This window comes from Streptococcus sp. 22.1, from assembly GCF_016648645.1.
Lineage (GTDB): Bacteria > Bacillota > Bacilli > Lactobacillales > Streptococcaceae > Streptococcus.
Genome location: NZ_JACLQK010000004.1, coordinates 63,738 through 77,775, shown reverse-complemented (window position 1 = coordinate 77,775; position 14,038 = coordinate 63,738). Strand labels below are relative to the sequence as shown.

Here is a 14,038-nt window from a genome sequence, read left to right as displayed (position 1 = left end):
TATGGAAGATAATCGTATTCAAATACTCAAAGAAATTCTACTAGATTTGCACCATGGAGCCAGTCCTGAGAGTGTTCAAGAGCGCTTCAATCAACACTTCAAGGGAGTATCTGCCCTCGAAATCTCTATGATGGAGCATGAATTGATGTCATCAGAAGATGGGGTTACCTTTGAAGACGTAATGAGCCTCTGTAATGTCCACGCAAACCTCTTTAAAGGTGCTATTGCAGATGTGGAAGTGGCAGACACTGATCAAGAGGGCCACCCTGTCTATGTGTTTAAACAAGAGAATTTAGCCCTACGTTCAGCTATTCTCCGTATCCGACGTATCATAGAAAATATTAGTAAGCCTGAAAATGAAGATTTTAAATCTGACTTGTTCAATGGACTTAAGCATCAGATGACTCTACTTGGTCAATTCCATAATCATTATACGCGTAAAGAAAAGCTTTTCTTTCCAATAATGGAGCGTTACGGCCATGACTCCCCTCCAAAAGTGATGTGGGGAGTAGACGATGACATCCGAAAACTTTTTAGAGCGGCAGAAGCTAAACTAAAAGAACTTCCAGAGGCTGATTTAGAAGAATTTTCAAAGTCTTTCGAAGCATTCTCAGAAGAGTTTGAAGCCATGATTTTCAAAGAAGAGGCTATCTTACTTATGATTCTGCTTGAAACCTTCACGCAAGACGATTGGCTTTCGATTGCCGAAGAAAGCGATGCCTATGGCTATGCAATAATAAAACCTACAGCTGTCTGGAAACCTAAGCGTGAACGTTTTGAGGAGGTAAATGCTGATACATCGCAAGAACAATCTGAACTAAGTAGTGACGAACATCTGGACAATACCCGAATTATTGACACTCCCGAAGGGCAGTTTACCATCAGCTTCACTCCAAAACCAAAAACTGAAACTGTCGTAGATAGAGAAACGACTCAGCCTTTTGGCAACGGTTATCTTTCTGTGGAGCAGGCCAATCTCATTCTCAACCATCTTCCTTTGGAAATCACTTTCGTCAATAAAGACGATATTTTCCAATACTATAATGATAATGTTCCTGCTAATGAAATGGTTTTTAAACGAACACCTAGCCAAATTGGACGAAACGTTGAACTTTGTCATCCGCCAAAAGTGCTTGATAAGGTCAAGAAAATCTTTGAATTACTAAGAAGTGGAGAGCGTGACCAAGTTCCAATGTGGTTCAAATCTGAACGTTTAGGAAAATTCGTCTATGTTACCTATGCAGCTGTTAGAGATGACAAGGGAGACTTTCAGGGTGTCCTAGAATATGTGCAGGATATTCAGCCTTTCTTTGAATTGGAAAGCGACCTTAATAGAGATATCGATTAATAAGCTAGCAGACCTGCGATTGCTTATGACTATAATACTTAAGAGGTTTGAGACTTTGCTCTCTGCCTCTTTATGTTTCTACCTAGCTCTTTAGGATTGCTTTTGATATAATTAAAAGTATGATTTCAGGAATTATTAATCTCAAAAAAGAGGCTGGAATGACCAGTCATGATGCTGTATTTAAACTACGTAAAATATTACAAGAGAAAAAAATCGGACATGGAGGTACCCTTGATCCAGATGTTACTGGTGTTTTACCTATAGCGATTGGAAAAGCGACTCGTGTTATTGAATACATGACTGAAGCAGGAAAGGTCTACGAGGGAGAAATTACCATTGGATTTTCAACAACTACCGAGGATGCTAGTGGAGATGTCGTTCAAACAACTCCGGTTACAGAGTTAGATGAAGAAACCGTCGATATGGCAATGGCTAGTTTTGAGGGAGAAATCACACAAACTCCTCCTATGTATTCAGCGGTTAAGGTCAACGGAAAGAAACTTTATGAGTACGCCCGCGCTGGAGAAGAAGTAGAGCGTCCACAACGTCAAGTGACAATTACCGAATTTGTCCGTACCTCTCCTATTGAATTGGAAAACAATACCGCAAAATTCACCTTCCGTGTTGCTTGTAGCAAGGGGACTTATGTCCGTACTTTATCTGTCGATTTGGGTGCTAAACTCGGATACGCGAGTCATATGTCTGCTCTTCGTCGAACAGCCTCAGCTGGTCTAACCTTAGATAAGGCACTAACACTCTCACAAATTTCAGAAATGGTAGAAGCGGGGGATACTTCCTTCCTCCTTCCCATCGAATTTGGTGTTCAGGACCTACCAGCTGTTCAAGTCACTGAGGATGATGCTAAAGAAATTTCATTTGGTCGCTTTATTACTATCGATAGCCAAGAACCCTTAGTTGCGGCCTTTTTAGGAGACAAGGTTCTAGCCATCATGGAAAAGCGAAATCAAGTTTATAAACCTAGAAAAGTATTAAGTCAATGAAAGTAACTTCTATTAATGATTATAAAGATATCCATCAGGAAAAGGAAACGGTTCTTGTCTTAGGGTATTTCGATGCTCTTCACCGTGGTCATAAGGTCCTTTTTGATAAGGCGCGCCAGATTGCTGATGAAAAACAGCTTGAAGTAGCTGTCCTTACCTTTAATGAGAGTCCTCAATTGACTTTTCAAAGGTATACGGATGATCTCCTCCTTCATATCACAGCACCTCAGAGACGTTGTGATCTTTTTAAAGCCTATGGCACTGATCAGCTTTATTTAACAGATTTCAATAGTGATTTTGCTCGAACAAGTTCAGACGATTTCATTGCTCGTTATATTAAACGTCTAAAAGCCCAAGAGGTTGTTGTGGGCTTTGATTACAAATTTGGACATCATCGAACAGATGCGGACTACCTAGCCCGTAATTTTTCTGGTAATGTTCATGTCATTGAGGAGCAACAAAGCGATGGTGAAAAGATTTCGTCAACACGTGTGCGTCAATTAATACGAGAAGGCAAGGTTAAAGAAGCCAATAAACTCCTTGGCCATGAATTCTCTACACGTGGCATCGTGGTGCATGGTGATGCCCGTGGACGTACCATTGGTTTTCCAACAGCAAATTTAGCACCTATTGATAGGACTTTTCTACCAGCTGATGGTGTCTATGTTGCCGATGTTGTAATTGATGGCAAACGTTATCGTTCCATGACTAGCCTAGGAAAAAACGTTACCTTTGGGGGAACAGAACTCCGTCTTGAAGCCAATATCTTTGATTTTGAAGGCGATATTTATGGAAAGACAATTGAAGTTTTTTGGCTGGATTATATCCGTGATATGATTAAGTTCAATAATATCGATGAACTATGTGCTCAACTGGAGGCTGATAAAAAAATCGCGGAAAAATTTTAAGAAAGCGTAGCCAAAACTAATCAAATAATGTATAATGATTAGGAATGTTAAAGTGAAAGGGGTGTTTGCGTGGTAACTTTATTTTTATCACCTAGCTGCACCAGCTGTAGGAAAGCACGAGCCTGGTTGACCAATCATGAAGTTGCTTTTGACGAACACAATATTATCACGAGCCCATTAACTCACGATGAGTTAATGAAGATTTTGTCTTACACGGAAAATGGTACTGAAGATATCATTTCAACTCGTTCAAAAGTCTTTCAGAAGCTGAATATCGATGTGGATGATTTGACCATCAAGGAACTCATTCAATTGATTTCTGAATACCCAAATCTTCTTCGTCGACCTATCATTATGGACACCAAACGCATGCAAATTGGTTTCAACGAAGATGAAATTCGTGCCTTTTTGCCTCGTGATTATAGAAAGCAAGAATTGCGCCAAGCGACCATTCGAGCTGAAATTGAGGGTAACAATGACTAAAGGAAATTATTCCTACCCACTCGATCCATCATGGAGCACTGAGGAAATTACCACAGTGCTTCATTTTTTGAGTCAGGTAGAAAAAGCATACGAGAGCAAGGTTGACCGTGACCAACTCTTGCAAGCCTATAAGGCATTTAAAACCGTTGTTCCAGGCAAAGCACCTGAAAAACAACTAGACAAGGCCTTTGAAGAAGCTAGCGGTTTTTCAACCTATCAAGCTGTCAAAGCTGCTAAAGCAAAAGATAAAGGATTTGTATCACTTGGAAAATAAACTGATTTTCGCCAAAGAAATCATCAAAGAAGCCGGTGCTTTTATTAAAGAAAGTTTGAGTAAAACTATCACGGTCGAAGAAAAGACGGCTTTTGATGATTTAGTAACTAATATTGACAAACAAACACAAGATTTACTCGTGGCACGTATTAAATCCTCCTTCCCTTCAGACAATATTTTCGCTGAAGAAAATGGCTTGGTTCATAATATCAAAGATGGAAATGTCTGGGTCTTGGATCCTATTGATGGAACGGTCAATTTTATTGTCCAACAAGATAATTTTTGTGTTATGATTGCCTACTATGAAGAGGGGCAAGGAAAATTCGGCCTCATTTATAACGTCATGGCTGATCAACTTTTCTATGGTGGTGGCCAGTTTGATGTGTATTGTAATGACAAGTTGCTTCCAGCATATAAAAACCCACCTTTAGACCGTTGCCTAGTCGCTAGCAATGGAGCTATGTATGCTAAAAATTTTCACGGCTTAAAAGACCTTATTGATAAGACCTTGGGCGTTCGTGTCTACGGTGGTGCTGGTTTAAGCATGTCAAAAGTCCTATCTGGTCAAATTTTAGCTTACTTTTCAGTTATTTACCCATGGGACTATGCCGCAGCAAGTATTATGGGAGAAAAATTGGGTTATCACCTTGAGACCATTTCTGGAGAACCACTGGATTATTCTAGTCGTCAAGCTGTGATGCTTGTCCCTAAAGACAGACTTGAAGAGATCAAGCATATTATGGGCTCAGAAAATTAATTTGAAACACAAAACCATACTGGACAAATCAGAACAGCAAGTTCTCTTGGTTAGTCCAGTTTTTTGATAGAAAGGAAACTATGCAATTTCCATTAGACTTTATAGAAAAATATAATAAGCTCCTTGGAGATGAAGCGAAGGACTTCTTTGCATCTTTTGACCAAGAAGCCGTGTCCGCCTACCGTACCAACCCTCTTAAAAAGCAACAGAAGGACTTTCCTAATGCCATTCCTGAAACACCTTGGGGCCATTACGGTAAAATTTCTGGAAAATCTGCCGATCATGCAACTGGTTTGGTATATTCTCAGGAACCAGCTGCTCAAATGGTTGCTCAAGTAGCAGCTCCTGCCAAGAGAAGTCGTGTCTTAGACTTGGCAGCTGCTCCAGGCGGAAAGTCTACTCATCTTCTTAGTTACCTAGATAATACAGGACTGTTGGTCAGCAATGAAATCAATCCAAAGCGTAGCAAAATTCTAGTTGAAAACATTGAGCGTTTTGGAGCGAGAAATGTTATTGTGACAAACACGTCAGCTGATAAACTAGCCAAAGTTTTCAAAAATTATTTTGATACGATTGTCTTTGATGGACCATGTTCTGGAGAAGGAATGTTTCGTAAGGATCCTGATGCAATCCAATATTGGCATAAGGAGTATCCTAGTGAACTGGCACAATTACAGAAGGACATCTTATCAGACGGTTTGAAAATGCTCGCTCCTGGTGGACAATTGATCTACTCAACCTGCACATGGTCTCCTGAGGAAAATGAAGGTATTGTTGCTTGGATTTTAGAAAATAATCCTGATCTTGAATTGGTGGCAATCCCTAAATTAAATGGCATGAGTGATGGAATTGATTTTCCAGAAACAGCTCGAATGTATCCACACCATTTCAAAGGTGAAGGCCAGTTTGTGGCAAAATTCCAGGATAAGCGCGTGCCTGAGCAAACACGTATCAAAGAGGGAAAATCTAACCTAAACAAGGAGCAGAAGCAACTTTGGGAAGATTTTGCAAAAAAACACCTTAAAACTAGACTGGATGGTTTACTGCAAGTTTTTGGGGACAATCTCTACCTGCTTCCAAAAGGGCTCCCAGACCTTTCTAAAGTTAAAATCGCTCGTAACGGTTTGCATCTTGGTGTCTTCAAGAAAAAACGTTTCGAACCAAGTTTTGCTTTTGGAATTGCTTTAACATCTGATGAAGTTGTTTCAAGTATAGAGCTAAGTCAAGACCAGTTTACCCAATACGTTTCTGGTAATGTGGTTACTCTAAATCAAACACATCCTAACGGTTGGTATCAGCTTTTAGTGGACGGCAATGGTTTTGGGTTTGCTAAAGTTGTTGGAAATACGGTTAAAAACTACTATCCTAAAGGATTAAGATTTCACATTTAAGAACCTGTAACCAAACTTTAATATGACTTAGTTATCCTATACTTGTTATAATTAGATAGGTGTCTTTTAACAGCATATCTATGAGACACTTTCTTACTTATGTTACAAAATGTCGGAGGACAAAAATGAAAAAAACAAAAGTCCTTGCAGTGATTCTGTCACTGGCAATGGCCATGCTGGTTTTAACTGGCTGTGCCTCTTGGATTGACCGTGGCCAGTCCATTACAGCAGTTGGTTCTACGGCCCTTCAACCCTTAGTGGAGGCGGCAGCAGATGGGTTTGCTGAAAAGAACCCTGACAATATCGTTAACGTTCAGGGGGGCGGTTCTGGTACTGGACTTTCTCAAGTACAATCCGGTGCCGTTCAAATTGGTAACAGTGACCTTTTTGCCGAGGAAAAATCGGGAATTGATGCTAGTAAGCTTGTCGACTTTCAAGTTGCCGTTGCTGGGATTGCAGTTATTACAAACAAAGAAGTCTCTGTAGATAACTTGACAACAGAACAACTGCGTAAGATTTTCACTGGTGAAATCACAAACTGGAAACAGCTTGGTGGTAAAGACCAAGAGATTACTATTATTAACCGTGCAGCTAGCTCAGGATCACGCGCAACTTTCGATGCAGTGATTATGGATGGTAAATCACCAATCCGTACCCAAGAGCAAGATTCTAACGGTATGGTTAAGTCAATCGTTGCTCAGACACCAGGTGCTATTTCATACCTATCATTTGCTTACCTTGATGATTCTGTTAAAACATTGAAGTTAAATGGATTTGAACCCAAAGCTGAAAATGTTGCAACTAACGATTGGCCGATTTGGTCCTACGAACATATGTATACCAAGGGAAAACCGGATAGCTATACCAAACATTTCTTAGATTACATGATGAGTGACGAAGTCCAAGAAAACGTCGTCGCAAAAATGGGTTACATTTCCATCCATAGCATGAAAGTTACCAAGGATGCTGATGGTAAAGTCTCAAAGAAGAGTGAGGAATAAGCATGAAAAATGAAGAATTGGTGAAGCAATTAACATCACCCTCTAAAAATTCACGCCTCGAAAAGTTTGGTAAAACAATCACTTTCCTTTGCCTGGCCTTGATTGTTTTCATCGTAGCGATGATTTTACTTTTCGTTGCTCAAAAAGGGCTGGCGACTTTCTTTGTCAATAAAATTAGCTTGGTCGAGTTTCTCTTTAGTGGTGATTGGTCACCATCTGAAGGCAAATTCGGGGCTCTACCAATGATTTTGGGATCATTCGTAGTGACTTTGCTTTCAGCCTTGGTTGCAACCCCATTTGCCATTGGAGCAGCCATCTTTATGACTGAGATTTCTCCTAAAGGGGCTAAATTCCTACAACCCGCTATTGAACTTTTGGTCGGAATTCCATCCGTTGTTTATGGATTTATTGGTCTCCAAGTAGTGGTTCCATTTGTTCGCTTAATTTTTGGTGGAACAGGTTTTGGTATTCTTTCAGGTACCTTTGTCTTGTTCGTCATGATTCTACCAACCGTAACCTTTATGACAACAGATACGCTTCGTGCAGTGCCTCGTCACTATCGTGAAGCTAGTCTAGCGATGGGGGCTACACGCTGGCAAACGATTTGGCGTGTGACACTTAATGCGGCTAAACCAGGTATCTTCACGGCCGTTATCTTTGGTATGGCCCGTGCCTTTGGTGAAGCTCTGGCCATCCAAATGGTTGTCGGAAATTCCGCCGTGATTCCAACTTCTTTAACGACACCAGCAGCAACATTGACATCTGTCTTGACTATGGGAATCGGAAATACAGTCATGGGTACTGTTTCAAACAATGTCCTTTGGTCTCTCGCCCTGGTGCTCTTATTGATGAGTCTTGGTTTCAATATGTTGGTGAAATTCATTACCCGTGAGAGAAAGAGAAATTATGAACGCTAAAAAAATTGATAAAATTGCCATCAGCACACTCTATGTGATTGCTGGCATTATTGTAACAATCCTGGCCGCCTTGATTCTCTATATCTTGGTTCGCGGGATACCACACATCAGCTGGTCTTTCTTGACTAGTCAATCATCATCCTACAAAGCTGGTGGAGGAATTGGGGTTCAACTCTACAACTCATTCTTCCTATTGGTTATTACTTTGATTATTTCTGTGCCTCTTTCAATGGGAGCTGGCATCTTCTTATCAGAATATGCTAAAAAAGGACGACTTACCAACTTTGTCCGTACCTGTATTGAAATCCTATCTTCACTACCTTCAGTGGTGGTCGGACTCTTTGGTTATTTGATTTTCGTTGTCCAATTTCAATATGGATTTTCAATCCTATCAGGTGCCTTGGCCTTAACTGTCTTTAACTTGCCACAAATGACTCGTACGGTTGAAGATAGCTTAAGAACCGTTCACCATACCCAACGTGAAGCTGGCCTAGCTCTAGGTTTGTCTCGCTGGGAAACTATCTGTCACGTTGTTGTTCCAGAAGCCTTACCTGGTATTGTTACTGGTATCGTTCTTGCTTCTGGTCGTATTTTCGGAGAAGCAGCAGCGCTTATCTATACAGCAGGTCAATCTGCACCAGCACTTAACTGGAGCGACTGGAATCCGCTTAGCATCTCTAGTCCAATTTCGATTTTCCGCCAAGCAGAGACACTTGCTGTTCACATCTGGAAGGTCAACTCAGAAGGTACGACACCTGACGCCACTGCAGTATCTGCCGGTTCAGCAGCAGTGCTCTTGATTTTCATTCTGATTTTCAACTTTGGTGCACGTCGTTTGGGAGCTTACCTCCATAAGAAATTAACATCCGCTTAAAGGAGTTATTATGACAAAATATAATTGGGACGAGCGTCATATTATCACCTTCCCAGAGAAGGAGCTCGCTCTTGAAACAAGGGACTTGCATGTCTACTATGGTCAAAAAGAAGCCATCAAAGGCATTGACATGCAATTCGAGAAAAATAAAATCACAGCTCTTATTGGGCCTTCAGGATGCGGTAAATCAACTTTTCTTCGTAGTCTAAACCGTATGAATGATACGATTGATATTGCAAAGGTTACTGGACAAATCCTTTATCAAGGAGTCGATGTTAACGCAAGTAATATCAATGTTTATGAAATGCGTAAACATATTGGAATGGTTTTCCAACGTCCAAATCCATTCGCCAAGTCTATTTACAGAAATATCACCTTTGCTCACGAACGTAAAGGTGTAAGAGATAAGCAAACCTTGGACGAGATTGTTGAAACATCACTTAAGCAAGCTGGACTTTGGGATCAAGTTAAAGATGACCTTCATAAATCTGCCTTTACCCTCTCGGGTGGTCAGCAGCAACGTCTTTGTATTGCAAGAGCTATTGCCGTGAAACCGCAGATTCTCCTCATGGACGAACCTGCAGCTTCATTGGACCCTGTAGCTACTATGCAGCTCGAAGAGACCATGTTTGAACTTAAGGAAGATTACTCTATTATCATCGTGACGCACAATATGCAACAAGCAGCGCGTGCTAGTGATTATACAGCATTCTTCTACCTTGGTGATCTTATCGAATATGATGAAACCAAGAAAATCTTCCAAGATGCTGCCCTACAGTCAACCAGTGACTATGTATCAGGACGCTTTGGATAGAAAGGAGCACTTATGACTGAACCAATCATTTCAATTAATGATTTATCGGTGTATTTCAATAAGAAAAAAGCCCTCAATAATGTGACAATGGATTTCTATCCAAATGAAATCACGGCCCTTATCGGTCCTTCAGGATCCGGGAAATCAACCCTGCTCCGTTCTATCAACCGAATGGGAGATTTAAATCCCGAATGGACACTTACTGGTGCTGTTTCATACAACGGTCACAATGTCTATAGTCCTAGAACAGATACTGTTGAGCTCAGAAAAGAAATCGGAATGGTCTTCCAACAACCTAACCCTTTTCCAATGTCAATCTATGAAAACGTTGTTTACGGACTTCGTATCAATGGTATCAAAGATAAGGCTGTTCTTGATCAAGCAGTAGAAGAATCACTAAAGGGTGCTTCAATCTGGGAAGAGGTTAAAGACCGTCTCCATGACTCAGCACTTGGACTTTCAGGAGGGCAACAACAACGTGTCTGCATTGCACGAGTGCTAGCCACATCTCCAAAGGTCATCCTTCTTGACGAACCAACGTCGGCCCTCGACCCTATATCCGCTGGTAAGATTGAGGAAACCCTCTATAACCTTAAAGAACAATACACCTTGTTGCTAGTCACTCGTTCTATGCAGCAGGCAAGTCGTATCTCACAACGAACAGCCTTTTTCCTTGATGGAGAGCTCATCGAGTATTCAACAACGAAAGACATGTTCCTAAATCCACAACATAAAGAAACTGAAGATTATATTACCGGTAAATTCGGTTAAGAAAGGACAGATTACTAAAAAAATTATGATGTTACGAACTCCCTTCGAAGAAGAATTAGAAAAACTCCACAACCAATTTTACGCTATGGGTACAGAGGTTGCAGCTCAGCTTAAGAAAGCTGTACGTGCCTTTATCAGCCATGACCGTGATTTGGCTAAGGAAGTCATTGAAAATGACGAAATCGTCAATAACTACGAAACCAAACTTGAGAAAAAATCACTTGAAATTATTGCTCTACAGCAACCTGTATCAAGTGATTTGCGTACAGTTATCACCGCACTTAAAGCATCTAGCGACGTTGAGCGTATGGGTGACCATGCCGTTGCTATCGCTAAAGCAACCATCCGCATTAAAGGTGAAGAGCGTCTAACTGAAATTGAAGCTGAAATCAAGAAAATGGGGAAAGCAGTCCGCCACATGGTCGAAGATGCTCTAGATGTTTACTTGAACAGTGACGAACGACGCGCTTATGAAATCGCAGCTTCAGATGAAATCATTGATAACTATTTCCGTGATATTCAAGCTATGACAGTAGAAGGTGTTCGTAAGAATCCAGATGCTGCCTTCGCTGCCAAAGAATATTTCCAAGTACTTATGTATTTGGAACGTATCGGTGACTATGCCCGCAATCTCTGCGAGTGGGTTGTCTACCTCAAATCTGGTAAAATCATTGAACTGTAGGCAAAGCTTCCAATCTATGTTATAATGGGTTTGTATTGAATAATTCAGACCCTTTTCTTTTGTAAAAGAGTCTAATATCGAAACATTTGTCAGTCTGTTTCGATACGAAAAGTTAGATTAGGAGTATATACGTATGACAGCATCTGTTGCTCGTTTTATCGAAAGTTTCATCCCTGAAAACTACAATCTTTTCTTGGACATTAATCGTTCTGAAAAGACCTTTACAGGGAATGTTGCCATCACAGGTGAAGCCCTTGATAACCATATCTCCCTTCACCAAAAAGACCTTACCATTAGTTCCGTTCTCTTGGATAATGAATCATTGAACTTCCAAATGGATGATGCTAACGAAGCCTTCCATATTGAACTTCCAGAGACCGGTGTTTTGACGCTTGTCATTGAATTCTCTGGTCGTATTACAGATAATATGACAGGGATTTACCCATCATATTACACCTACAATGGTGAGAAGAAAGAGATTATTTCAACGCAGTTTGAATCTCATTTTGCGCGTGAAGCCTTCCCATCTGTTGATGAACCAGAAGCCAAAGCTACTTTTGATTTCTCATTGAAATTTGATGCTGAAGAAGGCGATATCGCTTTGTCAAACATGCCTGAAATCAATAGCCATTTGCGTGAAGAAACTGGGGTTTGGACATTTGAGACAACCCCTCGTATGTCAACATACCTCCTTGCCTTTGGTTTTGGAGCTCTTCAAGGTAAGACAGCGAAAACGCAAAACGGAACTGAAGTTGGTGTCTTCGCTACAGTTGCACAAGCTGAAAACAGCGTTGACTTTGCCCTTGATATTGCCGTTCGTGTCATTGATTTCTACGAAGACTACTTCCAAGTCAAATATCCTATCCCATTGTCATACCATCTGGCTCTTCCTGACTTCTCAGCAGGTGCCATGGAAAACTGGGGACTTGTTACCTATCGTGAAGTTTACCTACTAGTAGACGAAAATAGCTCAGCTGCAAGTCGTCAACAAGTAGCTCTCGTGGTTGCCCACGAATTGGCTCACCAATGGTTCGGTAACCTTGTAACGATGAAATGGTGGGATGATCTCTGGCTTAACGAGAGCTTTGCCAATATGATGGAGTATGTTTCAGTAGATGCCATTGAACCTAGCTGGAACATCTTTGAAGATTTCCAAACAACTGGTGTGCCTCATGCCCTCCAGCGTGATGCTACAGATGGTGTTCAGTCAGTCCACATGGAAGTTAATCACCCAGATGAGATTAATACCCTCTTTGATAGTGCTATCGTTTATGCTAAGGGTAGCCGTCTCATGCATATGCTTCGCCGTTGGTTAGGCGATGAAGCCTTTGCCAAAGGACTTAAAGCTTACTTCGAAAAACACCAGTACAACAACACTATTGGACGTGACCTCTGGAATGCACTCTCTGATGCTTCTGGTAAAGATGTCTCTAGTTTCATGGATACTTGGTTGGAGCAACCAGGTTACCCTGTTGTTAGTGCAGAAGTTGTTGATGACACTCTTATTCTTAGTCAAAAACAATTCTTCATTGGTGAACATGAAGATAAAGGGCGTCTTTGGGAAATTCCATTGAACACAAACTGGAAAGGACTTCCAGACACACTCTCAGAAGAGCGTATTGAGATTCCAAATTATAGCCAGCTTGCTGCTGAAAATAATGGAGCTCTTCGCCTTAATACAGCAAATACGGCACATTACATCACAGACTACCAAGGACAACTCTTGGACCAACTCTTAGAGGAATTTGCTAACCTTGATACTGTAAGTAAACTTCAAATTTTGCAAGAACGTCGTCTTCTTGCTGAAAGTGGCCGTATCTCCTATGCAAGCCTAGTGGCTCTTCTTGATCTTGTCGAAAAAGAAGAAAGCTTCTTGATCGCGCAAGCTAAGTCTCAAATCCTCGCTGGTTTGAAACGCTTTATCGATGAGGATACAGAAGCAGAAGTGCACTACAAGGCTTTGGTACGTCGTCAATTCCAAAATGACTTTGAACGTCTTGGTTTCGATGCCAAGGATGGAGAGTCAGATGAAGATGAAATGGTTCGTCAAACGGCACTAAGCTACTTGATTCAAGCAGACTATCAACCAGCAGTCCTTGCAGCTGCAAGTGTTTTCCAAGCTCATAAAGAAAACATTGAAAGCATCCCTGCAAGTGTCCGTGGTCTTGTCCTCATTAACCAAATGAAACAAGAAGACAGTCTTACCCTTGTTGAGGACTATGTCAACGCATACGTCACAACAAATGATAGTAACTTCCGTCGTCAATTAACTCAAGCAGTTTCATACCTTAAAAATCAAGAAGGCCTCGACTACGTGTTAAGTCAGCTTAAAGACAAACATGTCGTTAAACCTCAAGACTTGTATCTCTGGTATATGAATTTCCTCAGCAAATCATTTGCTCAAGAAACCGTTTGGAACTGGGCAAAAGATAACTGGGATTGGATTAAAGCAGCCCTTGGTGGTGATATGAGCTTTGATAGCTTTGTTAATATCCCAGCATCAATCTTTAAAACGCAAGAACGTCTTGATCAATATATTGCTTTCTTCGAGCCACAAACAAGTGATAAAGCCTTGGAACGTAATATCTTAATGGGAATTAAGACAATTGCCGCACGAGTAAACTTGATTGAAAAAGAAAAAGCAGCCGTTGAATCTGCTCTTAAAGATTATTAATAAGAAAAACAAGCTTTCCGTGAAGGAGAGTTTGTTTTTTGTGTATGATACTTTACATAAATATAGTTATGTATTTAAAGAAATAACAAAACGTCCTTAGCATAATTAAATTTATGTAAAATAAAAACAACCACTCCAAATAG

14 protein-coding genes are annotated in these 14,038 nt (G+C 40.8%); all 14 read left to right on the top strand.

Features of this window, described 5'->3' with window-relative positions; all coding sequences use genetic code 11:
• Nucleotide 1: 1 nt before the first annotated feature.
• The 14 genes from H7U04_RS02900 to H7U04_RS02835 all read left to right on the top strand — a co-directional run bounded on the left by H7U04_RS02900 (nt 2) and on the right by H7U04_RS02835 (nt 13,895).
• Nucleotides 2-1,348: a DUF438 domain-containing protein gene (locus H7U04_RS02900; RefSeq protein WP_073949853.1), complete on the top strand. Its 1,347-nt coding sequence runs from the start codon at nt 2-4 to the stop codon at nt 1,346-1,348.
• A gap of 119 nt (nt 1,349-1,467) precedes the next feature.
• Nucleotides 1,468-2,349 carry a tRNA pseudouridine(55) synthase TruB gene (gene truB / locus H7U04_RS02895; RefSeq protein ID WP_073949854.1) on the top strand — a complete coding sequence of 294 codons (882 nt, stop codon included), beginning with the start codon at nt 1,468-1,470 and terminating at the stop codon, nt 2,347-2,349.
• Entirely contained in the window at nt 2,346-3,257 is a 912-nt protein-coding gene (locus H7U04_RS02890) for a bifunctional riboflavin kinase/FAD synthetase (protein ID WP_110981402.1), read from the top strand. Before truB ends, H7U04_RS02890 begins: the two co-directional genes overlap by 4 nt.
• A 69-nt stretch (nt 3,258-3,326) precedes the next feature.
• A complete protein-coding gene (locus tag H7U04_RS02885) occupies nt 3,327-3,740 on the top strand; it encodes a Spx/MgsR family RNA polymerase-binding regulatory protein (protein ID WP_002890965.1) in 414 nt (137 codons plus the stop codon).
• Nucleotides 3,733-4,014, top strand: coding sequence for a UPF0223 family protein (locus tag H7U04_RS02880; RefSeq protein WP_004182521.1), 282 nt, complete (start codon nt 3,733-3,735; stop codon nt 4,012-4,014). Before H7U04_RS02885 ends, H7U04_RS02880 begins: the two co-directional genes overlap by 8 nt.
• The gene (locus H7U04_RS02875) at nt 4,004-4,771 is read left to right on the top strand and encodes an inositol monophosphatase family protein (RefSeq protein WP_110981531.1); all 768 of its coding nucleotides are present in this window, start codon (nt 4,004-4,006) and stop codon (nt 4,769-4,771) included. The genes H7U04_RS02880 and H7U04_RS02875 overlap by 11 nt, the downstream gene beginning before the upstream one ends.
• Nucleotides 4,772-4,851: 80 nt before the next feature.
• Nucleotides 4,852-6,162: an RsmF rRNA methyltransferase first C-terminal domain-containing protein gene (locus H7U04_RS02870; protein ID WP_110981401.1), complete on the top strand. Its 1,311-nt coding sequence runs from the start codon at nt 4,852-4,854 to the stop codon at nt 6,160-6,162.
• A gap of 125 nt (nt 6,163-6,287) precedes the next feature.
• Nucleotides 6,288-7,163, top strand: coding sequence for a phosphate ABC transporter substrate-binding protein PstS family protein (locus tag H7U04_RS02865; protein ID WP_110981400.1), 876 nt, complete (start codon nt 6,288-6,290; stop codon nt 7,161-7,163).
• Nucleotides 7,164-7,165: 2 nt separating this feature from the next.
• Nucleotides 7,166-8,080 carry a phosphate ABC transporter permease subunit PstC gene (gene pstC, locus H7U04_RS02860; RefSeq protein ID WP_110981399.1) on the top strand — a complete coding sequence of 305 codons (915 nt, stop codon included), beginning with the start codon at nt 7,166-7,168 and terminating at the stop codon, nt 8,078-8,080.
• The gene (gene pstA, locus H7U04_RS02855) at nt 8,070-8,954 is read left to right on the top strand and encodes a phosphate ABC transporter permease PstA (protein ID WP_110981398.1); all 885 of its coding nucleotides are present in this window, start codon (nt 8,070-8,072) and stop codon (nt 8,952-8,954) included. The genes pstC and pstA overlap by 11 nt, the downstream gene beginning before the upstream one ends.
• A 10-nt stretch (nt 8,955-8,964) precedes the next feature.
• On the top strand, nt 8,965-9,768 hold the full coding sequence (gene pstB / locus H7U04_RS02850; protein ID WP_110981397.1) for a phosphate ABC transporter ATP-binding protein PstB: 804 nt from the start codon (nt 8,965-8,967) through the stop codon (nt 9,766-9,768).
• Nucleotides 9,769-9,780: 12 nt separating this feature from the next.
• The gene (gene pstB / locus H7U04_RS02845) at nt 9,781-10,539 is read left to right on the top strand and encodes a phosphate ABC transporter ATP-binding protein PstB (RefSeq protein ID WP_110981396.1); all 759 of its coding nucleotides are present in this window, start codon (nt 9,781-9,783) and stop codon (nt 10,537-10,539) included.
• Between the two features lie 28 nt (nt 10,540-10,567).
• Entirely contained in the window at nt 10,568-11,221 is a 654-nt protein-coding gene (gene phoU, locus H7U04_RS02840; RefSeq protein WP_004182526.1) for a phosphate signaling complex protein PhoU, read from the top strand.
• Nucleotides 11,222-11,354: 133 nt separating this feature from the next.
• A complete protein-coding gene (locus H7U04_RS02835; protein WP_022496656.1) occupies nt 11,355-13,895 on the top strand; it encodes a M1 family metallopeptidase in 2,541 nt (846 codons plus the stop codon).
• Nucleotides 13,896-14,038: the final 143 nt, after the last annotated feature.

Excerpts from the sequence above, each read along its gene's own strand:
- H7U04_RS02900 (WP_073949853.1), top strand. The coding sequence starts at position 2 with ATGGAAGATAATCGTATTCAAATACTCAAAGAAATTCTACTAGATTTG.
- truB (WP_073949854.1), top strand. The coding sequence starts at position 1,468 with ATGATTTCAGGAATTATTAATCTCAAAAAAGAGGCTGGAATGACCAGT.
- H7U04_RS02890 (WP_110981402.1), top strand. The coding sequence starts at position 2,346 with ATGAAAGTAACTTCTATTAATGATTATAAAGATATCCATCAGGAAAAG.
- H7U04_RS02880 (WP_004182521.1), top strand. The coding sequence starts at position 3,733 with ATGACTAAAGGAAATTATTCCTACCCACTCGATCCATCATGGAGCACT.
- H7U04_RS02870 (WP_110981401.1), top strand. The coding sequence starts at position 4,852 with ATGCAATTTCCATTAGACTTTATAGAAAAATATAATAAGCTCCTTGGA.
- H7U04_RS02865 (WP_110981400.1), top strand. The coding sequence starts at position 6,288 with ATGAAAAAAACAAAAGTCCTTGCAGTGATTCTGTCACTGGCAATGGCC.
- pstC (WP_110981399.1), top strand. The coding sequence starts at position 7,166 with ATGAAAAATGAAGAATTGGTGAAGCAATTAACATCACCCTCTAAAAAT.
- pstA (WP_110981398.1), top strand. The coding sequence starts at position 8,070 with ATGAACGCTAAAAAAATTGATAAAATTGCCATCAGCACACTCTATGTG.
- pstB (WP_110981397.1), top strand. The coding sequence starts at position 8,965 with ATGACAAAATATAATTGGGACGAGCGTCATATTATCACCTTCCCAGAG.
- pstB (WP_110981396.1), top strand. The coding sequence starts at position 9,781 with ATGACTGAACCAATCATTTCAATTAATGATTTATCGGTGTATTTCAAT.
- phoU (WP_004182526.1), top strand. The coding sequence starts at position 10,568 with ATGTTACGAACTCCCTTCGAAGAAGAATTAGAAAAACTCCACAACCAA.
- H7U04_RS02835 (WP_022496656.1), top strand. The coding sequence starts at position 11,355 with ATGACAGCATCTGTTGCTCGTTTTATCGAAAGTTTCATCCCTGAAAAC.